20 protein-coding genes and 1 pseudogene are annotated in these 20618 nt (G+C 60.6%); 3 read left to right on the plus strand and 18 right to left on the minus strand.

Annotated features, from left to right (window positions below; translation table 11 throughout):
- Positions 1-18: 18 nt before the first annotated feature.
- From B7X90_RS04080 to B7X90_RS04130, 11 genes are all read right to left on the minus strand, one after another.
- Positions 19-900, minus strand: a complete 882-nt coding sequence (locus B7X90_RS04080) for a LysR substrate-binding domain-containing protein (RefSeq protein WP_292621908.1) — start codon at positions 898-900, stop codon at positions 19-21.
- A gap of 9 nt (positions 901-909) precedes the next feature.
- Positions 910-1851: a hemolysin family protein gene (locus B7X90_RS04085; protein WP_292621911.1), complete on the minus strand. Its 942-nt coding sequence runs from the start codon at positions 1849-1851 to the stop codon at positions 910-912.
- A gap of 20 nt (positions 1852-1871) precedes the next feature.
- Complete coding sequence (ybeY, locus tag B7X90_RS04090; protein WP_292621914.1) at positions 1872-2375, minus strand: rRNA maturation RNase YbeY; 504 nt, start codon at positions 2373-2375, stop codon at positions 1872-1874.
- Positions 2372-3433: a PhoH family protein gene (locus B7X90_RS04095; protein ID WP_292621917.1), complete on the minus strand. Its 1062-nt coding sequence runs from the start codon at positions 3431-3433 to the stop codon at positions 2372-2374. Before B7X90_RS04095 ends, ybeY begins: the two co-directional genes overlap by 4 nt.
- Positions 3434-3534: 101 nt before the next feature.
- A complete protein-coding gene (gene miaB, locus B7X90_RS04100) occupies positions 3535-4872 on the minus strand; it encodes a tRNA (N6-isopentenyl adenosine(37)-C2)-methylthiotransferase MiaB (protein WP_292621919.1) in 1338 nt (445 codons plus the stop codon).
- 34 nt (positions 4873-4906) lie between these two features.
- A complete protein-coding gene (locus tag B7X90_RS04105) occupies positions 4907-5680 on the minus strand; it encodes a lysophospholipid acyltransferase family protein (protein WP_292621922.1) in 774 nt (257 codons plus the stop codon).
- Entirely contained in the window at positions 5664-6086 is a 423-nt protein-coding gene (locus B7X90_RS04110) for a Fur family transcriptional regulator (protein WP_292621924.1), read from the minus strand. Before B7X90_RS04110 ends, B7X90_RS04105 begins: the two co-directional genes overlap by 17 nt.
- 98 nt (positions 6087-6184) lie before the next feature.
- Positions 6185-6628, minus strand: a complete 444-nt coding sequence (locus tag B7X90_RS04115) for a MucR family transcriptional regulator (protein ID WP_292621926.1) — start codon at positions 6626-6628, stop codon at positions 6185-6187.
- Between the two features lie 165 nt (positions 6629-6793).
- Positions 6794-7267, minus strand: coding sequence for a GNAT family N-acetyltransferase (locus B7X90_RS04120; protein WP_292621928.1), 474 nt, complete (start codon positions 7265-7267; stop codon positions 6794-6796).
- Between the two features lie 20 nt (positions 7268-7287).
- On the minus strand, positions 7288-7908 hold the full coding sequence (gene tsaB / locus B7X90_RS04125) for a tRNA (adenosine(37)-N6)-threonylcarbamoyltransferase complex dimerization subunit type 1 TsaB (protein WP_292621931.1): 621 nt from the start codon (positions 7906-7908) through the stop codon (positions 7288-7290).
- Positions 7909-8487: a NifU family protein gene (locus B7X90_RS04130; RefSeq protein ID WP_292621934.1), complete on the minus strand. Its 579-nt coding sequence runs from the start codon at positions 8485-8487 to the stop codon at positions 7909-7911.
- 34 nt (positions 8488-8521) lie between these two features.
- Between B7X90_RS04130 and B7X90_RS04135 the strand changes: the two genes are divergently transcribed.
- Together B7X90_RS04135 and B7X90_RS04140 are read left to right on the plus strand one after the other, a co-directional pair.
- Positions 8522-9250 (plus strand): FKBP-type peptidyl-prolyl cis-trans isomerase, encoded by a 729-nt coding sequence (locus tag B7X90_RS04135; RefSeq protein WP_292621937.1) that lies wholly within the window; start codon positions 8522-8524, stop codon positions 9248-9250.
- Between the two features lie 48 nt (positions 9251-9298).
- A complete protein-coding gene (locus B7X90_RS04140) occupies positions 9299-12193 on the plus strand; it encodes a M16 family metallopeptidase (protein WP_292621939.1) in 2895 nt (964 codons plus the stop codon).
- Between the two features lie 6 nt (positions 12194-12199).
- On the opposite strand, the gene B7X90_RS04145 is transcribed toward B7X90_RS04140, so the two are convergent.
- The 3 genes from B7X90_RS04145 to B7X90_RS04155 are packed head-to-tail and all read right to left on the minus strand — an operon-like array spanning position 12200 to position 15020.
- Positions 12200-12856 (minus strand): pilus assembly protein TadE, encoded by a 657-nt coding sequence (locus B7X90_RS04145; protein WP_292621942.1) that lies wholly within the window; start codon positions 12854-12856, stop codon positions 12200-12202.
- A complete protein-coding gene (locus B7X90_RS04150) occupies positions 12853-13434 on the minus strand; it encodes a TadE family protein (RefSeq protein WP_292621944.1) in 582 nt (193 codons plus the stop codon). The genes B7X90_RS04145 and B7X90_RS04150 overlap by 4 nt, the downstream gene beginning before the upstream one ends.
- Complete coding sequence (locus B7X90_RS04155; RefSeq protein ID WP_292621946.1) at positions 13434-15020, minus strand: TadE/TadG family type IV pilus assembly protein; 1587 nt, start codon at positions 15018-15020, stop codon at positions 13434-13436. Before B7X90_RS04155 ends, B7X90_RS04150 begins: the two co-directional genes overlap by 1 nt.
- Positions 15021-15207: 187 nt before the next feature.
- On the opposite strand from B7X90_RS04155, the gene B7X90_RS04160 reads away from it, so the two are divergent.
- Entirely contained in the window at positions 15208-16581 is a 1374-nt protein-coding gene (locus B7X90_RS04160) for a class II 3-deoxy-7-phosphoheptulonate synthase (RefSeq protein ID WP_292621948.1), read from the plus strand.
- Between the two features lie 115 nt (positions 16582-16696).
- On the opposite strand, the gene B7X90_RS04165 is transcribed toward B7X90_RS04160, so the two are convergent.
- The 4 genes and pseudogenes from B7X90_RS04165 to B7X90_RS04180 all read right to left on the minus strand — a co-directional run bounded on the left by B7X90_RS04165 (position 16697) and on the right by B7X90_RS04180 (position 20543).
- Positions 16697-17080 (minus strand): reverse transcriptase-like protein, encoded by a 384-nt coding sequence (locus tag B7X90_RS04165; RefSeq protein WP_292621952.1) that lies wholly within the window; start codon positions 17078-17080, stop codon positions 16697-16699.
- A 12-nt stretch (positions 17081-17092) separates the two neighbouring features.
- Positions 17093-18154, minus strand: coding sequence for a phosphotransferase family protein (locus B7X90_RS04170; protein ID WP_292621953.1), 1062 nt, complete (start codon positions 18152-18154; stop codon positions 17093-17095).
- 11 nt (positions 18155-18165) lie between these two features.
- Positions 18166-19254, minus strand: coding sequence for a Zn-dependent alcohol dehydrogenase (locus B7X90_RS04175; RefSeq protein ID WP_292621956.1), 1089 nt, complete (start codon positions 19252-19254; stop codon positions 18166-18168).
- Positions 19255-19392: 138 nt separating this feature from the next.
- Positions 19393-20543: pseudogene (locus tag B7X90_RS04180) on the minus strand (acyl-CoA dehydrogenase family protein).
- Between the last annotated feature and the right edge of the window lie 75 nt (positions 20544-20618).

The following is a 20618-nucleotide window of genomic DNA, read 5'->3' on the forward strand; positions in this document are numbered from 1 at the left end:
CGTCGGGTTGTGCAGGGGCTATAGCCCCGCGCGCAGCATCCATTCGTGGAAAAGGCGCACCGGACGCGATTGCAGCGCGCGCGGGCGGCAGACGAACCAGTAAGAATAGGGGCTGTCCACGTCGATGTCATAGAGGCGGGCAAGGCGCGAATCGTGGCTGCGATGATAGTGATCGTCATGCATGATCGCGATGCCAAGGCCCTGGGCTGCGGCTTCGAGGATCAGCTGGCCTGAATCGAAATGGTCGATTGCGGCTGGCTCCAGCTTTTCGAGATGCAGAGCCTTCTTCCACGCCTCGAAACTTGCCGGAAGATCATTGTGGACAAGGAACGTCTGCTTTGAAAGCTTCTCCACATCAGGGCGTTCGCCCAGTTCCTCTGCCAGTGCGGTCGATGTGATGGCGTGGACGCGGTTGTGATCGAGCCGCACCGAATGGAGCGAGGCGTCCGGCCCTTCGGACAGGACGATGGCCGCATCGATGGTGTCGCCCAGCTTGGTTTCGGCGGCATGGCCCGAATCGATGTCGATGTGCAGTTGCGGGTGCAGTTTGCGCAGTTCTCCCAGCCGCGGGAACAGGCGCTGGCTGCCGAACAAGGGCAACACGCCCAGCCGCAACCGCATGACTTTGCCAGTATCGATCAGGCGGTCCACCCGGTCGGCCATCTCGTCAATCAGCGGGGCAACTGCATCGTAAAGCTGCTGGCCTTCCTCGGTAAGCTTCAGCGCCTGATGCTTGCGCTCGAACATCGGCTTGCCGACGAAATCCTCCAGCGCGCCAAGGCGGCGTGACAGGGCCGAGGGGCTGAGCGCCAGTTCAGCCGCTGCCGTCTTGGCCGAACCTGCCCGCACGACGCGAATGAACGCCTCGAGCGAACGCAGGGGAGGAAGGCGGCGGATCATCGTTTTGCCCTATTCTTCAACAGTAACTTCGGTGCGCGGTGCGTGAAGGCGCAACCGCGTGAGGCGGCGTTCATCGCCTCCGGTCACTTCCAGCCGCCAGCCGCTGGGATGTTCCAGCACCCGCCCGACTGGAGGCACTTCGCCCGCCAATACCACGGCAAGTCCGCCCAGCGTATCCACGTCTTCCTCCACTTCGGCAAGACGTGGATCAACGATTTCCGCTACGTCATCCAGTTCTGCACGGGCATCTGCGTCCCAGGTTTCGGGATCGATGCGGCGGAGCAGTTCTTCCGGCGCGTCATCGTGCTCATCCTCGATCTCGCCGATGATCTCTTCGACAAGGTCTTCGATGGTGATGATCCCATCGGTTCCAGAATATTCATCGATGACCACGGCAAGGTGCGTACGCTTGCTGCGCATATCGGCCAATACGTCAAGCGCGCCCCGTGCCTGAGGCACGAACAAGGGCTGGCGCATCAGGCTGGTCCAATCCTTAGGGGCGGGCTTGTTTGACAGCAGCATACCCGCAACGATCGTGAATACGTCCTTCACGTGGATCATGCCGATGATCTCGTCGAGCGATTCGCCGTAGACGGGCATCCGGCTGTGGCCATTCTCTGCAAACGAGGCGACCATTTCCTCGAACGTGGCCGATGCAGCCACAGCGATGATTTCGCCGCGCGGGATTGCTACGTCGTCGGCATCGTGCTCGCTGAAATGGAGCAGATTGCGCAGCATCTGGCGCTCAAGCGGAACCAGATCGCCGTTGTTTGCACCTGTGCGGGGCTTTTCACCCTCGTGCTCGTCGATCGCTTCCTCGATCTGCGCACGGAGCGATTGATCGTTGTCCGGCCCTTTGAAGAAAGCCCTGATCGCGCGCCATAGCGTTCGATTACTACTGTCTGCGTCTCCTGATCGGCTGTCGCCGGCGGAGTCATTGCCCTCGGGCACTTCGGTATTCCCCTTCGTGGTCAGTCTTCGACCGCATATGGGTCGGCAATGCCCATGAGCGCAAGCGACTTCCGCTCCAGTTCCTCCATTTCCTCGGCCTGTGCGTCGCCCAGTTCATGGTCGTACCCGGCAAGGTGGAGCAATCCGTGGACGATCAGGTGCGTGGCGTGGATATCCACCGAGACACCTTTATCCAAAGCTTCGCGCGTGCAGACACCGTGGGCGAGGATCATGTCTCCCAGCATCCCCGGCGCGCTTTCATCAGCGGCGGCGTGCAATACTTCCTCGCGGCTGAGCATGGGGAAGGACAGAACGTTGGTGGGCTTGTCCTTGGCCCGCCACTGCTTGTTCAGCGCATGGACCTCTTCATCATCGGCCATGACGAGGCTGATCAGCAGGTTCTCATGCGCAAGTTCAGGCGCAATCCGCGCCGTAGCTTCGGCCGCACGGTTGGCGAGCGCTTCCCAGTCTATCTCATCGCCCCAGATTGGGTCGATGTCGATTTCCAGTATCGGAGCGCTCATACGTCACTGCCATCATTCTTGCCTTCATAGGCCTCGACGATGCGCCCGACGATCGGATGGCGCACCACATCTGCGGTGTTGAAGCGGACCGTGGCGATGCCTTCCACGCCTTCCAGGCGCTTGACGGCATCGTTGAGGCCACTCGCGCTGACGCCGCCGGGCAAATCGACCTGCTTGGGGTCACCGCAGATCACCATGCGGCTGTTCTGGCCAAAGCGGGTGAGGAACATCTTCATCTGCGCCGGCGTTGTGTTTTGCGCCTCGTCGAGAATCACGAAAGCATCGGCGAGCGTTCGGCCACGCATGAAGGCAATCGGCGCAATTTCGATTTCAGCGCTGGCAAGGCGGCGCTCTACCTGTTCGGGCGGCATACAATCGTAAAGTGCGTCATAAAGCGGGCGCAGATAAGGATCGACCTTTTCCTTCATGTCGCCGGGCAGGAAGCCCAGCCGTTCGCCTGCTTCCACAGCCGGACGTGACAGGATCAGACGTTGAACCGAACCGGAAATAAGCTGCGCCACGGCCTGTGCCACGGCGAGGTAGGTCTTGCCGGTGCCTGCCGGGCCAAGCGCAAAGATCACGTCATGGCTGACCAGTGCACGCATATAGTCGATCTGCGTCGCCGAGCGCGGGACGATGGTCTTCTTGCGTGTGCGGATCATGATGGGTGGCGCACCGCCGGGTGCCCCGGTGATGATGCCTTCCAGCGTCGGCTCCACACTCATCGCAATCAGCGAATCGACTGCGCCTGAATCCACCTCCTGCCCCAACAGCAGGCGTTGATGCATACCTTTGAGAACATCGCGCGCGCGCGCTACGGGATCGTCCGGCCCTTCGATCACCACGCGGTTGCCGCGCGCGGAAATAAACACTCCCAGCCGGTTCTCCAGAAGCACGAGATTGGTGTCGAACTGGCCGAACAGCGCGCCAAGCACCGTCTGCTCGTCAAATTCAACCTCAACCCTGGCTCGCCCCATATGGCCAGCACGCGGCTGTCCAAGGCGATGTTGTTCGGGCCGGTGATGCGCTTCATCAGCGCGGGGGAATTTTCGGGCCATGCGCTCCTTTTGCGTTGGGCCTTGGCGAAAGAAGGCCTGACTCAGAGCATAAGAACGGATGTTGCGCAGACAAGACGCTGAGCGACTATTCCACAGAGGTATTAGACAAGATGCCCGGAAAGGGAGTTTGGCCCGGCATCAACCAGTTCGACAGTGACCATCGATCCAATGTCCGCCTCACCGATGAAATGCACCGATTGCAGCCACGGAGACTTGCCCAGCCACTGGCCGGGAAGCTTGCCCTTCCGTTCAACCAGAACATCGCAGGTCTTGCCCACGCTGGCCTTGTTGAAGGCCCACTGATCGCGGTTAAGTGCTGCCTGAAGGCGTTGGAGCCGTTCATCCATCACGCTGGCAGGCACGTGATCTGCCATTGTGGCAGCAGGGGTGCCGGGGCGGGGGGAATACTTGAAGCTGAAGGCCTGCGCATAGCCAACCGCATCGACAAGCCGCAGTGTGTCCTCGAACTCCGCCTCGGTCTCGCCTGGGAAGCCGACGATGAAATCGCCCGACAGCGCTATATCAGGCCGGACGGCGCGGATGCGTTCGAGCAGGCGAAGATAGCTCTCCGTAGTATGGCTGCGGTTCATGGCCTTCAGCACGCGGTCGTTGCCAGCCTGCACAGGCAAATGGAGGAATGGCATCAGCTTTTCCAGTTCGCCATGTGCGGCGATCAAGCCGTCGGTCATGTCGTTGGGATGGCTGGTGGTATAACGGATACGCTTGAGGTCCGGCTCTGCCGCGAGCGCACGAGCAAGGCCATCTAGGCCTACCGGACGACCCTTGTCATCCTCGCCTGTCCAGGCATTGACGTTCTGGCCCAGCAGTGTGATTTCACGCGCGCCGCCTGCGACCAGCAGCTTGGCCTCTTCTACCAGATCGGCGAACGGGCGGCTGATTTCCGCGCCGCGCGTATAGGGCACGACGCAATAGGTGCAGAACTTGTCGCACCCTTCCTGCACCGTCAGAAAGGCGGTGGGCGCGGATTTGCGGCGCTTGGGCAGTGCGGCAAACTTGGCCTCGGCAGGCATATCGGTTTCGGTCGAGCGTTTTCCAGCGGCGGCATCTGCGACCATGGCAGGCAGGCGATGATAGGACTGGGGGCCTACCACGACCTTCACGCCGGGCGCGCGCGCCATTATTTCTTCGCCCTCTGCTTGCGCGACGCAACCGGCCACTGCAATCATCGGGGCAGAGCCGTCCTCCCGGCGTCCATCTTTCATCAGGCGGCCGATGTCGGAGTACACTTTCTCCGTCGCTTTTTCGCGGATGTGGCAGGTGTTGAGCACGACCAGATCGGCGTTCTCGCCTTCCGCAGCCACGGTCATGCCCTCTGCGCCAAGCAGTTCAGCCATGCGTTCGCCATCATAGACATTCATCTGGCAGCCGAAGCTTTTGACGCGGAAGGTTTTGGGGGCAGGTGTGTGGGAAGTCGCCATAGGCCGCGCCGATAAGCGATTTCGCGCGGTTTGGCTACCGGCGCTGCGCCATCTGCGTGATGATGCGATCACGCGCAGCGGTGGCCATGGTCTTGCGATTCGCCGTTTCATCGGGCGTGAGCGGATCGAGGAAGTGAACAGTCACGGCAATGGCCTTGCGTCGGGCGAGCAGTTTGAGGAAATTGTCGAGGCCATGCTCTTCGCCCACCCATGCGATGGACGCAGGATCGAGGCCATAATCGATCCATAGTGGCTGTATGGCGATGCCCGGCGGCGGCGGGTCTAGTGCGGAAAGCAACGAGGATTTGAACGGTAGCAGTCCGGTGCCATCGCTTGTCGTGCCTTCGGGGAATACTGTCAGTGCGCCCGTGTCCGTCAACGCTGCACGGACACTTGCGACTTGTTCATGAACCGAGCGCCGGTTGTGGCGTGCGATGAAGACCGTGTCATTCATTTCACACAGCCATTTGAGCAGGCCAATCTCGGCCAGGCCCGAATGTGCGACGAATGCGCTGCCGCTGGCTCCGGCGATCACGGGGATGTCCAGCCAACTGACATGGTTGGACAGCAGGAATGCCCCGCCCTGCGTCTTTTCACCGGTTATGCGGACGCGCGCTCCGGCAATCCACGCAATCCCGCCAAGGAACAGGCGAGGCCACGGATTGTGCAGCCTTGTGATGCGCCAGAGATAATAGAGCGGAACGCAAGCCAGCAGCAGAAGCAGCATAGCGGCGATGCGCAATGCGATGCGCAAGCGCCCGGCCAGCGAAATAGCCGGACGCGGTATCGCCTCAGCTTTCGCGTTCAAGCCGGACGCCGTAAAGCTCCATGCGGTGATCGACGAGCCGGTAGCCGAGCTTTTCGGCGATCTGACGCTGGAGTTGTTCGAGTTCGGGATCGACGAATTCGATCACTTTGCCGGTTTCGACATCGATCAGATGATCGTGATGTGCCTCTGGCGTCGCCTCATAGCGGGCGCGGCCATCGCCGAAATCGTGACGGTCAAGAATGCCTGCCTCTTCGAACAGACGGACCGTGCGATAGACCGTAGCAATCGAAATACGCGAATCGATAGCCGATGCGCGCTCGTGCAGTTTTTCCACGTCGGGATGGTCTTCGCTTTCCGACAGGACGCGCGCAATGGTGCGACGCTGGTCGGTGATGCGCAGTCCACGTTCTGCGCAAAGAGCTTCAATGTCGATCGCCTGGTGCACTGGGATCTCGTCAAAAAAAGGATCGGCCCGCCAGTCTATAGACAGGCGGGCCAAATCTTCAACCGCGCGCAATCGTATTGCGCACAGTGCCGTCGTTCTTAGGCGGCGGTGGCGGGCTTGCGGCCACGCTTGGGCGCAGGCTTGCGGCCAAGGCCGATCTTCTTGGCCAGTTCGCGGCGCTTTTCGGCATAGGCTGGCGCGACCATCGGATAGTCAGCAGGCAGATTCCAGCGTGTGCGATACTGATCCGGGGTCATGTTGTAGCGCGTAGCAAGGTGGCGCTTCAGCATCTTCAACTTCTTGCCGTCTTCAAGACAGACGATGTGATCGTTCTTTATCGAAGAGCGGATCGAAACTGCTGGTTCCGGTGCTGGTTCTTCAACCGGGGCTGGCTTTTCGAGGCCGGCGAGCGCGGTATAGACGTTGGTGATCAGCGTTGGCAGATCGCTGACGGCGACACTGTTGTTGCTCACGTGGGCAGCGACAATGTCAGAAGTGAGCGTGATCAGCGTCTCCCGCATATCATTTTGAATTTCATTCATTGCGAACCGGCTTTCTTTGCTGGTGAGATTGAGGATCGACTGCCATCAATTGTGGTTGGTGATCCAAGTCACGCTGTATAGTCCCCTTAACGAAAGATACAACCATTGAGGCCGTTTTTTTTTGAATCGGTAGTGACCCTGTGCCAGATGATTGTAAGTATCGGGTCAGTCTTGGAAAGACAGCTCTTGGCTGATTGCATCAATGCGGTTGCCGTCCGGTGTCCTGTAATAGGACGGCCTCACCCCAATCTCGTGGAAACCGTGTGCCGCATACAGAAAAGCAGCCGGATTTCCGCGCCGCATTTCAAGGAAAATGCGGGACATGCCATTGTTTTTTGCCGAAACTATGAAACGTGACAGCAGAATATGCCCCAACCCCCGTCGGCGGTATTGCGGCGCAATCGCAAAAAGAAGTAGTTCTTCTTCATCAAGAATGCCGCGACTCATGAAGAAGCCCGCAGTATCTGCCTCTTCAGACAGTTGTTCTGCCCCATCCGCACCGATCAAACCATAACGGCAACTACCTACGACAAGTGCATCGCTAACCTGTCGTCTGTTCCAGGCTTCACCATATTCGGGGGAGAAGGCTTGCTCCATGACCGACATGATCCGGTCGATATCGTCAGGAGGAGCGATCATGGAGCCAGTGGTGCCTCGGTTCAGGCAGCGGCCGACGGTAACCGCGCGTCGGGCGCGCGTCCGTAGCTTGGCCTCGGATCAGCGATGAGGCGGGCCACGGAAAGCAAAGGATAGCTACGTGCGTCGGGCCGCAGGTCGGCCACGGCCACATTGCCAAGCCGTTCCGCCAGTGCGTGCGCCTGGCTGCCCGCGACCAGTGGAGCATTGCTGCGCGCGCAGGCGTCATCGGGATGAAGCGAAATTACCGGCGCAAGCGGTTCGCCATCGGCGGCAAAGGGTTGGAAGAACCATTCACCGTGGCCTCCGGTCATGCACACATCAATGGCGGTGTTGGGATGTTGGTCGTGCGCCATCGCAGCGACGAGGCTCAGGCTTTCATACCCCTCTACCCGCGCGTTCCACGCAAGACCGAGTGCACGCGCCGCAGCAAGGCCGACGCGGATGCCAGTAAAGCTGCCTGGGCCAATATCGACCGCGATCACGTCAGCGTGCCCCTTGTTGGGCAGTGCAGCGATCATCGGTACGAGCCGTTCGGCATGGCCGCGTCCGAGCGTCAGGCATTCACCCGCAAGCAGTTCTCCGTCTTCGAACAAGGCGACCGAACAGGCTTCCGTCGCGCTGTCGATCACCAGCCTGCGCATTCAGGCGGCGCGCACTTCGCTGACTTCGGGGACGTAGTGCTTGAGCAGGCTTTCGATGCCGTTCTTGAGCGTGGCCGACGATGACGGGCAGCCCGAACACGCGCCCTGCATTTGCAGATAGACAACGCCTTCGCGAAAGCCACGATAGATGATGTCGCCGCCATCGTTGGCGACAGCGGGGCGAACGCGGGTTTCGATCAAATCCTTGATCTGTTCGATCACGTCGGCATCTGCCGGATCATCAGCAAAGTCATCGTCTGCTTCGGCAGGTACGGCGATGCCGCCAGCGCTGCCCGGCATGAACAGCGGGGCTTGTGAAACGAAGTGATCGAGCAATATCGAAAGCACCTGCGGCTTCAGCGAGGGCCATTCGACGCCGGGCGCGGCAGTGACCGAAACGAAATCACGGCCGAAGAACACGCCGGTCACATCGCCAAGATCGAACAATGCCTGCGCCAACGGTGATACCTCTGCCGCTTCGGGCGAGGTGAACTCGCGCGTGCCGGTTGGCATCACCTGCTCGCCGGGGAGGAACTTCAGCGTTGCCGGGTTGGGCGTGGTTTCGGTCTCTATGAACATGACTTGCATGTAGGACGGTGGCGCGGGGGGTCAAGTGGCTGGAGCCGTTGAAAATGCCAGTCTGACAAGGCTGGATGACGAATTATCCGCACTCAACGTCAAACCGCGCATGGCGCGCTTCGCGTGGCCTCGCTATGGCATTTCGATGAGCATCACTCTTTGCGCGCTGCGCCGTCTCGCCCCTGTTGTTTTCTTTGCTGCCGCAGCCCCGGCGCTGGCCGCTCCAGCCAAGCCCGCGCAGAAACCTGTCGCGCCTTCGACCGCAATCATTCCGGTGCCGCTGAATCCGATCGTTCCGGCCACCCAGCGCTTGTGCAGCGCGACGACGGGAAGCGGACTTGGCACGCTGGCGCTCAAACCTGCTGAAGGCGCAAAGCCTGCCAAGGCTGACTATGTATTGGTAGGCTACATTGGCTATCTGGCGGCCAGCGGCGAAGTGTTCGATCAGAACAAGCAGACTGCTTTTCCGGTCGAAGGTGTGATCCCCGGCTTTTCCGAAGGGTTGCAGATGATGGCCAAGGGCAGCGTGTGGCGCTTCTGCGTGCCTTCTGCGCTAGGTTATGGTGCGCAGGAATCTGGCCCGATCCCGGCCAATTCTGATCTGGTGTTTCAGGTGGAACTGGTGGATTTCAAGACTGCGGCCGAACTCGAAAAGATGCGCGCAGCTCAATCAGCAAGCCCTGAAACGGCCGCAGCCGCCGCTGATGAAGCAGCACAAGCCGCCGCTGATGCGGTTGCGCTCGACCCGGCCAATCAGCAGTAACAAGTCTATTCACTGGTCCTTCATCGGAAGGCTTCCTATAGTCTGTCGATGCGATCAAATAAAACGCGCGCCCGGCGCCTTGGCCTGTTCCTCTCCCTCCTGCTGGTTTCGACCGCGCCGATAGTTGCGCAGACCCCGGCAAAAGCACCCGCAACTGCCACAAAATCGGCGGTTCCGTGGCTCTATCAGGGATCGGACGTGCCGCAGGACAAAGCGTGGACATTCGGCGTCCTGTCCAATGGCGTGCGCTATGCCGTGCGCCACAATGGTGTGCCGCCCGAACAGGTCTCTATTCGCGTGCTTGTGGATGCCGGCTCGATGTACGAGACCGAGGACCAGCGCGGCTATGCCCACTTGCTGGAACACCTGACCTTCCGCGAATCGAAGTACCTGAAGGAAGGGGAGACGATCCCAACGTGGCAGCGCCTTGGCGCGACCTTCGGCAGCGATACCAATGCCGAAACCAGCCCTACGCAGACCACCTACAAGCTCGACATTCCTCAGGCCGATCCGGCCAAGCTTGACGAAACCTTCCGCCTGCTTTCGGGCATGATCATCGCACCGATCTTCACCGATCGCGGCGTGAAGACTGAAGTGCCCATCGTGCTGGCCGAAATGCGCGAGCGCACCAGCGCCCAATCGCGCGTGCTGGATGAAACGCGCAACCTGTTCTTCAAGGGCCAGTTGCTGGCCGCGCGCAACCCCATCGGCACTGTGCCGACGCTGGAAGCGGCCAACGGTGCCAAGGTGAAGGCGTTTCACGACAAGTGGTATCGCCCGGATAACACCGTGATTGTGGTGGCGGGTGATGCTGACCCGGCAACACTGGTGGCCCGGATCGAGCAGTGGTTCGGCGGCTGGAAAGTTGCGGGCAAAAAGGCTCCCCAGCCCGATTTCGGCAAGCCTGTGGCCCCCGCTGATCTTGACCCCAAGAACCCGGTGGGTGAGGCCAAGGTCATGGTCGAGCCCGACCTGCCGCGCATCGTTAACTGGGCAATCCTGCGGCCATGGAAGAAGGTCAACGATACCATTGCCTACAACCAGGGGTTGATGATCGACCGGCTGGCGCTGGCGCTGATCAATCGCCGTCTGGAAGGGCGGGCGCGGGCAGGGGGCAGCTATCTTGCCGCCTCGGTTGACGAGATGAAGCAGGAACTTTCGCGCTCTGCCGATGCCACCATCGTTACTGTCACTCCGCTTAGCGAGGACTGGAAGGGTGCGGTTTCCGATGTGCGGGGCGTGATTGCAGATGCGCTGGCCACGCCGCCTTCGCAGGAGGAAATCGATCGCGAGGTGGCCGAGTTTGAAGTGGCGTTCAAGGTCGGGGTCGAAACGCAATCCACACTCGCCGGATCGCGCGCGGCAGATGACATCGTCAACGCGGTCGACATCCGCGAAACTGTGGCCAATCCCGACACGGTCTACGCAATCTTCAAAAGCGCGATACCGCTGCTCAAGCCAGAGGCCGTGCTGAAAAGCACGCGCGAACTGTTTCAGGGTACTGTCATTCGCCCGATGATGATCACGCCCAAGGCGGGTGAGGCCGACGAGGCTTCGCTCCGCGCTGCGCTGACCGCCCCGGTCGAAGCCGCATCAGGCAGTCGCGTGGCCGCCAATTCGCTCAAGTTCGAAGACCTGCCGCCCATCGGCACACCCGGCACAGTGGCCAGCGCACGACCGCTTGGCCTGCTGGGTATTGAGCAGGTCGAACTGTCCAACGGCGTGAAAGTCCTGCTCTGGCCCAACGATGCCGAGCCGGGCCGGATCATCCTGAAGGCACGCTTTGGTGGCGGCTATTCGGCGATCAGCCCGCAAAACGCAGTCTATGGTCCGATGGGGCAAATGGCGTTGATGGACAGCGGCATTGGCGAACTGGGGCGTGACGATCTTGATCGCCTCGCCACGGGCCGCAAGCTGAGCCTTGATTTCAATATCGACGACACCGCCTTCGTGCTGTCCGCCGATACCCGGCCTGCCGATCTTGCCGATCAGCTCTACCTTATGGCGGCCAAGCTGGCGACACCGCGCTGGGAACCCAACCCGGTGCTGCGTGCAAAGGCTGCGGCAAAGCTGCAGTACGAAAGCTTCAATTCCGCGCCGATGGCGGTGCTGAACCGCGATCTCAACTGGCTGCTGCGCGATGGTGATCCGCGCTATGCCACGCCAAACCCGGCAGAGTTGGAAAAGGTCACGCCCGAAGGTTTCCGCGCCACGTGGGAGCCTTTGCTGGCGCAAGGCCCGATCGAGATCGACATGTTTGGCGATTTCACGCGCGAACAGGCAATTGCCGCGCTGGAAAAGACCTTCGGAGCGTTGCCTGCCCGTCCGGCGGTGGAGCAGCCAGCGCTTACGCCCAGCATTCCGGCGCACAATGAAGAGCCACTGGTGCTGACTCATCGCGGCGATCCGGGGCAGGCGGCAGCGGTGGTGGCATGGCCCACCGGGGGCGGACAGCAGGGCGTGCGAGAAAGCCGCCAGCTGGAAATCCTCGCCCAGATATTCAATAACCGTCTGTTCGATGCGATGCGCGAAAAGGTGGGGGCAAGCTATGCGCCACAGGTCGGCTCAAGCTGGCCGCTCGACCTGCCTTCGGGCGGCTATATTTCGGCCATGGTGCAATTGCGGCCCGGCGATTTCGACACGTTCTTCGCCGCAGCTGACAAGATTGCCGCAGATATGGCGGCAACCCCGCCCACGGCGGACGAAATCGGCCGCGTGACCGAGCCGCTGAAACAGCTCATCACCCGTGCCAGCACCGGCAACGGCTTTTACATGTTCCAGCTGGAAGGCGCGGCTAACGATCCGCGCAAGATCGCCGCAATCCGCACGATCCTCAACGATTACAGCCAGACCACGCCCGAACGGATGCAGGCGCTTGCGCAGCGTTATCTGGTGAAGGCCAAGAGCTGGCGGTTAGAAGTGGTGCCCGAAAAGAAGCCCTGATTTCGGTCAGCAGTCGTTTTTCTTGCCACTGCCGACAAGCCCTGAACTTATGCTGCGGTCATCACGGGCGATGACCGCAGCTTCTTCGTGAATGACAATATTGTCGACAAAGAGCGTGCCGAACAGGCCATTGTATTCGTACCAGACTTCGGCGATCATCACCGCGCTACCCGATGGGGCCGTGATCGTTTTGCCGCCTAATACCAAGCCGTTCAGTACCGATGGCAGCAAGCCAGTGTCGTCAGGCTTCCCATGCGTAGACTTCTTCGTGCTCTTTCCCTTGCACTGTTGCCAGTGAACCCGTTGTTTACCAGTTACCGGATGCGCTTCAAGGCTGGACAGGATCACTCGGCCGTTCTCTTCCAAGGCAACGGTACTGCCTTCTTCCAGTGCCCCGGCCAGGACTGAATCCACATCGGCATCGCTGATCGTGGGGGTCACACCGCTGTTGTCAGTCTGGCCCATACGCGATGCATTGTCGGCCATTGAAACAGCAACCTGGCTCACTTCCAACGCTGCTGCGTTGAGCCAGGCAATCTCTGCACCATACATACCCAATGTCATGAACACGGGCAGCACAAGAGCAAATTCCAGTACTGAGACGGCCTCGCTGTTGCGGATGAGGCTGCGCAGTGGGCGGAGCGTGAGGCGACGGTTGATCACGGGCAACTCCCTGCTGTGGAGCCATAATCGGTCTGGTTGCCAAAGGGCTGGTTCTTGACCACGGCTGTGGCTGTGAGCGTCCGGTTGGACCAGCGGCTCGGCAGGAAAGGCACTTTGAAAACAGGGTCGAAACTGGCGGTTACACGGTAGATGACTACATCGTTTGCGCTACTTTCACTGCCCTGTTTGCCGACGTCTTCATCCCACTGACCATTGCGGTTTTCGTCGGTATAGACCTCGTTTGCATCGCACCTTGAATTGCCGTTGGTATCATTCCATTTTTCGGGTCGACCAATGTCGGAAAAATCGTAGTAGCTTGTGCGGGTGGGCTTGATGGTCACACCTGGCAATACGGGCCGGATTGCTGCGAGCACACTAGCGTCGGCCTCGGCAAAGTTGCGCGTTTCTGTGGCAGAGGAGCGTGCGGCCCGATGGACAGCACCGGTCAGCACGGATTTTCCATAGACCATCTGGCCGATGTCGAGGATGCTGAGGAGCAGAACCATGAACATCGGCAACACGATCGCGAACTCCACAATCGTCGCGCCTTCATGGTCGTTCAGCAGTGCGCGCAGCATCATTGCACGATCCGAAGTTCGCCAACCTGCTGGGCGATGGATTGAAATGCGTCTTCCAACTGGCTGGCGTTGGCGGCGGTAAATGCGCTGTCGGTGGAGGCGCACGTTGAAAGCTCGGTCGTCATATCTGCGGCAAAGACGATGATCCACACTCTGATTCCCTTGGCCTTCACCGCCTCGCACAACGCTAGGAAGCGAGAATTGTGTCGTGCTGCATCGTTGGTAACACCATCATCGGTGATGCGGAGATTATGGTATTCGATGCCCCACGCGGATTGCGAGGAGTAGGATGGCGACATCTCACCATCGGTCATGAAAATTATGTGCCGCGCCACCTCGCCCCCGTTGTCGGGCTTTTCGAGCACATTGTCGGACCATATACCTTGCGGCGAGATTAGCCGCGCACCCCACACCATGCCGATATCGTGGTATGTTGCGCCCAACGGCACCAGCGCGTCGGCATAGGCGGCAAACGCGGATCGCTCCATCGTACCAAGCAATCGTGCAGCGCTGGGGCACGCAGAAAAGGCTTGCTGCCCCGTGGGCGACGGCAGAGCATTGTTCATATAGACGTTGCCCCACCAGTCGGTGGTGGTGCGAATGAAGGCGACTTCGGGCCACATTGGTGCCCATTTGGTCGCGTTTGTGCCATCAGGCGGGCTATCGATGTCAAGGTCGTTTGCACCTGACGGGTTAAAGCCGTTTTGCGATGACCATGTGAACGCGTCTTCGGAAACGGTGGCCCGCTCTTCAATGCAGCCAGCCCAAGTGGAAGAAACCGCTGCCCCGTTGTTGCCAGTGTTTGTGCTGACGGCAGAAAAAGTCTTGTAGCGACTGACGTCAAACGTCAGCGGACGATATTCCCAGCGGCTGAACCCGCCGAACCAGTTCTTGATCGCCAAACGTGACTGGATTGTCCAGCTATCGACAAGGTAATCGGGATTGCGGTTATAAATCAGCCGCCCGACATTCACAGAAGAACTATAGGGCACAAAGCCATAGCGCACTCTGGCGTTGGTGCCCGACGCTGCGGTAGCAACGGTATCGTAGAAGTTTTTCATCGAAGCCCGTAGCGCTTCAATTCGTTTCTGCGTGCTGCCGGTCAGCGCCCAGTCCATGGAACCGGTAGTGTCGAGCACCATCATGATGTCGCTGTTGCCCACTTCCATCGATGCCGTGCAGGTGGAGCGCAGTTCGAAGCCGGGAAAGCCGAACAGTTGCATCATCAGCGGTGGCAGGGCGGTCGTGGCGACTCCATTGATCGTGCTGCCTCTGTCGGCGGACGTAGCATTGAACGTGATGTCGCTAACCCCCTGCTTCTCGGCATTGAAGTTGGCGTGGAAGTAGTTTTCCGCCTGAGTGCGCGCGGTTGCGTCAAGCCCGTTCGAAGTCACCGCGCGGCGTCCAGCTAGAACGCCAGCGTCACAGGCTGATTGCAGCCGCGTCTGTACCCGCCAGCCCCGGCTGATATCCACCGCCCCGCCAATCAGCGCAGCCACCGCAAAGATCGCCAACGCCGAAAGCGGCAGGATATTGCCCGACCGGCAATTTGCCAGCGCAGCAAGAAGGCGGGGAAGGGCGGACATTATATTACAAGGCAGCCTGTTGGTGGATTTGTACGGTTAACCGCCGATCCACCAAGACATGCTCACCCAGGTGTTAGGGGAAAGCCCCTAGAGTCTGTTCGACTGGGTCGATTGCTCTGATTGCAACGCTGCCTTTGCAATTCGCCTCGTCGCGGCGTAAAGGCCACCGCCTTGAAAGGAAGCGCTTGTGGCACAGAACTGGACTGCGGATTCGTGGCGTGGATTTGAAGGACGGCATCTGCCGACCTATCCGAACGCTGAAAAGCTCAACGAGGTCGAGCAGACCCTGACGAGCTTTCCGCCACTGGTCTTTGCGGGCGAAGCGCGCGCGCTGAAGGCCGATCTGGCGCAAGTGGCTGCGGGCAAGGGTTTCCTGCTGCAGGGCGGCGATTGCGCTGAAAGCTTTGCCGAATTCCACCCGAACAACATCCGCGACACATTCCGCGTACTGTTGCAGATGGCCGTTGTCCTCACGTTCGCCAGCAAGCAGCCGGTGGTGAAGGTAGGCCGCATGGCCGGACAGTTCGCCAAGCCACGCTCCTCGCCTGTCGAATCCATCGGCGGCGTCGAACTGCCAAGCTACCTTGGCGACAACATTAACGGCATCGATTTTACCCCGGAGTCGCGCATTCCCGATCCTGAGCGAATGCTGCGTGCCTACAGCCAGGCGGCGGCAACGCTCAACCTGCTGCGCGCGTTCTCGACCGGTGGCTATGCCAATCTGCGCCAGGTTCACCAGTGGACGCTGGACCACATTGGCAAGAGCCCGTGGGCCACGAAGTTCAGCGAAATGGCCGACAAGATTGGCGAATCGCTTGATTTCATGGAAGCCTGCGGCGTCGATCCGCGCACTGTGCCACAGCTTCAGGGCACCAGCTTCTACACCAGCCACGAAGCGCTGCTGTTGCAGTACGAAGAGGCAATGACCCGTCAGGATTCGCTGACCGGTGACTGGTACGATACCAGCGCGCACATGCTGTGGATCGGGGATCGCACCCGCTTTGAAGGGTCTGCGCATGTCGAATACCTGCGCGGCGTGAACAACCCCATCGGCATGAAGTGCGGACCTTCGCTGAGCGCTGACGCACTGTTGCGGATGCTCGACACGCTGAATCCCGGACGGGACGCAGGCCGCATGACACTGATCGGACGCTTCGGGCATGACAAGGTCGAAGCCGGCCTTGCTCCGCTTGTCCGCGCTGTGAAGCGTGAAGGGCATCCGGTGGTATGGTCGTGTGACCCGATGCACGGCAACGTGATCAAGGCCGACAACGGCTACAAGACGCGCCCGTTTGATCGCATCCTGACCGAGGTGAAGGGCTTCTTTGCAGTCCACCGCGCCGAAGGTACGCACGCAGGCGGCATCCACATCGAGATGACCGGCCGCGATGTGACCGAATGCACCGGTGGTGCCGTGGCGATCACGCAGGAAGGTCTGGCCGACCGTTACCACACCCACTGCGACCCGCGCCTCAACGCAGCGCAGTCGATCGAATTGGCGTTCCTTCTGGCCGAGGCGCTGAACGCCGAGCGGTCAGGGGCCAAGGCTGAGGCAGCCTGATCTCAGGACAGAGCAAACATGCGGCCCCGGAAGTGCAATACTTCCGGGGCCGCTTTGCGTTGATGGCCATGCTTCGTACCGAAACCGAAATCGGGAAAGTGAGACAAGTGCGCCATCATCGTGGATGCCGCGCGTTCAGTGCAATCCCGGCAAGATTCTGCTCCCGCTTGATCCAGCGAATGCGCTGCGGCGCATATCCCGCAGCCAAAGCCTGAAACTGCGCCAGATGCGCTCGGTCAGAATCTGATCGTGGCTTGATGTGGCCATTGGCCTGCTCGATCACCGACCGACTGTCTCCGATCAGATCAAACGCCACCGCGCCACTTGCCTGTGCGCATTCCAGCGCGTGAATTAGCGCCAGCCATTCGGCATCGCCGTTGGTGCCTTCACCTAGATCATCGCGCACATGCGCCACGCCGCGTAGCACGGCGGCCACTTCGATCCGGCCCGGATTGGGGCGGCAACCGCCGTCGAAATAGACTTTCAAACGTCGCAACATGCCGCAGGAATATCAGGCCCCGGCCTTCACCGCAAAGCTCAGGGCCAGCTCAGCCAGCGGCTGCACGCGGGCAGATGTGGCTTTGGCGTGAGCGCTTGAAGCGGTGCCATCAATCACACGCTTCTTGATGCCCTGAATGATCCCGGCAAGGCGGAAGAAGTTGTAGGCGATGTACCAATCGAGATCGGGCACGCCATCGCGTCCGGTCTGGGCACAATATCGCGCAACCACTTCGTCCAGCTCGGGAATGCCCAGCGCCTTGCGGTCAAGATCCTGCACCCCTGATCGTCCACCATTGTCCTGCACCCATGCCGTGCAGAAATAGGTGAAATCCGCCAGCGGATCGCCCAACGTGGACAGTTCCCAGTCCAGCACCGCCACCACGCGCGCGTCGGTCGGATGGAAGATCATGTTGTCTATGCGGTAGTCGCCATGGACCACGCTCGTGCGCGTCTGTTCGGGCAGGGTCGCAGGCAGCCACTCGATCAGCCGCTCCATCGCAGGCATCGTTTCGGTTTCCGATAGGCGATACTGCTTGGTCCAGCGATCGACTTGGCGGCCGAAGTAGTTGCCCGGCTTGCCATAATCGGAAAGCCCCGCCGCCTCGACATCCACCGAATGCAGCGCCGCCAGCGTATCCACCATCGCGTCATAGGTCGCACGCCTGAATTCTCGCGTGGCTCCCGGCATGGCCCCGTCCCAGATCGTGCGTCCGTCTACGCAGCCCATGACGTAGAACCACGATCCAATCACGCTTTCGTCGGTGCACAGCCCATATTGCCGCGCCACCGGAAAGCCCGATCCATGAAGCCCGGCCTGCACTTTGTATTCCCGGTCCACCGCATGGGCAGAAGGTAGCAACTTGCCGAAGGGCTTGCGCCGCAGCACGTAGGGGCCAGAGGGACTTTCTACCTTGTAGGTCGGGTTCGATTGCCCGCCTTTGAATTTCGAAACGGTCAGCGGCCCTTGGAAGCCTTCGACATGCTCTTCGAACCAGCGGGTCAGTGCTGCATCGTCCAGCTTGTCGGCACCTTCGGGTGTTACCGTGCCGGTGAAGGCAGTCTGTGCGTCCATCTTCTCCTCGCTCATTGGTCGAACACGATCACCGAGCGGGCGGAATGGCCCTGCTTCATCTTCTCGAACCCGTCATTGATGCCTGAAAGCGGGATGCGTTCGGCAATGATCGTGTCGAGATCGAGCAGCCCGCGCATGTAGAATTCCACCAGACGCGGCAGGTCCACCGGGAAGTGGTTGCGCCCCATGATCGCACCCTGCAGCTTCTTGTCCGACAGAAGGTCCATCGCCGAAAGGCCGACTTTGTGGTTCAGGGGCATCATGCCAAGGATTGTAGCGGTACCGCCGCGCCGCAGAGTGGCCACCGCCAGATCGCCCGATGCCGGACGACCCACCGCTTCGATGGCATGATGCACGCCGCCCTTGGTCATTTCCACGATCTGTGCGGCGGAATCCGGCCCTGCGTCCAGCGCATCGGTCGCGCCAAGCTTCATCGCCAGCGCGCGTTTTTCAGGCATGGGATCCACTGCGATGATCCGTCCGGCGCCCGCAATCTTCGCCGCATTCACCGTGGCCAGCCCCACGCCGCCGCAGCCGACCACGCAGACTGTCTCGCCCGGCGTAAGCTTCGCTGCATTGAACACCGCGCCTGCGCCCGTTGTCACCGCACAACCGATCACGGCCGCCCGGTCCAGCGGCATGTCCGGGTTGATCGCTACACAGGCGTGTTCGTGCACCAGCATCTGTTCGGCAAAGGCCGAAAGGTTGAGCATCTGGTTGACGGTACTGCCATCGTCGGTCCGCGTCAGGCGCGGTGCGTCCTTGGGGCTGCGCCGCGTATCGCCGCCGAGGCACAGAGACATATGTCCCGTGACGCAAAATTCGCAATGCCCACAGAATGCCGAAAGACAGGTGACGACTGCATCGCCGACTTTCACCGTGCGCACTTCGCTCCCCACTGCCTCGACGATGCCGGCGGCCTCATGCCCCGGCACGGCGGGAAGTGGGTGAGGGTAGGCTCCATCAATGAAGTGCAGGTCCGAATGGCACAGCCCGCAGGCAGCGGTGCGGATCAGCACTTCGTGGGGACCGGGCTTGGAAACCGTGAGATCGTGAATTTCGAGCGGTTTGCCCGGTTGGACGAGGACGGCAGCTTTCATGCGGCAACTCCAGAAACAGGATGAACCATCGTGATTGTCGTGCGCCCCCGCGAAGGCGGGGGCCTCAGGCCTTTTACGCTAACGTCGGGTAACAACACCGAGGCCCCCGCCTTCGCGGGGGCGCGGCAGTGTTGGGGGTTACCTGGCTACACCCAGATCACCGGAGCTGAACCCCCGATCCCCGCTCGGCATGTCCGCATGACGCGCAAATTCGATCCGCGCGATGGACCGTGCATGCACTTCATCCGGCCCATCGGCCAGCCGCAGCGTGCGCTGGTGGGCATAGGCTTCGGCCAGACCGAAATCGTTGGAAACGCCACCACCACCATGCGCCTGAATGGCATCGTCGATGATGCGCAGCGCCATTTGCGGGGCCTGCACCTTGATCATGGCGATTTCCAGCGCGGCGGCCTTGTTGCCCACCGTGTGGCAATCGCTTCTTCGGCCACGCCAATCGTGCGCATACAATGGTGAATGCGGCCCGGCCCAAGGCGGCCTTGCGCAATCTCGAACCCACGTCCTTCGCCCAGCAGAATGTTCGATGCCGGTACGCGCACGTCATTCATCACCACTTCCATGTGGCCATGCGGCGCATCGTCATAGCCGAACACGGGCAAGTGGCGCACCACTTCAACGCCCGGCGCATCAAGCGGCATCAGGATCATCGATTGCTGCTGGTGGCGCTTGGCCTCGAAATCGGTCTTTCCCATCACGATGGCAATCTTGCAGCGCGGATCACCTACGCCCGATGACCACCATTTGCGGCCATTGATCACGTATTCATCGCCTTCACGCCGGATCGACGTTTCGATGTTGGTCGCATCCGACGAGGCAACCGCCGGTTCTGTCATCAGAAACGCTGAGCGAATCTCGCCGTTCATCAGCGGGCGCAGCCACTGTTCCTTCTGCTCCAGCGTGCCATAACGGTGGAACACTTCCATGTTGCCGGTGTCAGGCGCAGAACAGTTGAACACCTCGCTGGCCCAGCCCAAGCGCCCCATTTCCTCGGCGCAGAGCGCATATTCGAGGTTGGTCAGGCCGGGGCCTTCGAACTCGAAGCTCTCTTCGACATGATGATGCCCGCCGTTGCGCGGGGGCATGAACAGGTTCCAGATGCCAGCCGCCTTGGCCTTGGCCTTTTCCTGCTCGACCGTTTGCAGAACCTTCCAGCGGTCCCCGGTGGCTTGCTCCGCCTTGTAGTCCTTGTGGCGCGGGCGGACGTTGTCTTCGATGAACTGGCGGACGCGGTCACGCCAGTACTTCTGGCGGTCGGTCGGTTCGAAATCCATGATGCCTCTCCTTGGGTTGCCATCAGTGTCCAACGGGCAGACGGCGAATTCAAGCGGAAAATTAAGCGTTCGGTT

This window comes from Novosphingobium sp. 17-62-19 (genome assembly GCF_002256775.1).
Classification (GTDB): domain Bacteria; phylum Pseudomonadota; class Alphaproteobacteria; order Sphingomonadales; family Sphingomonadaceae; genus Novosphingobium.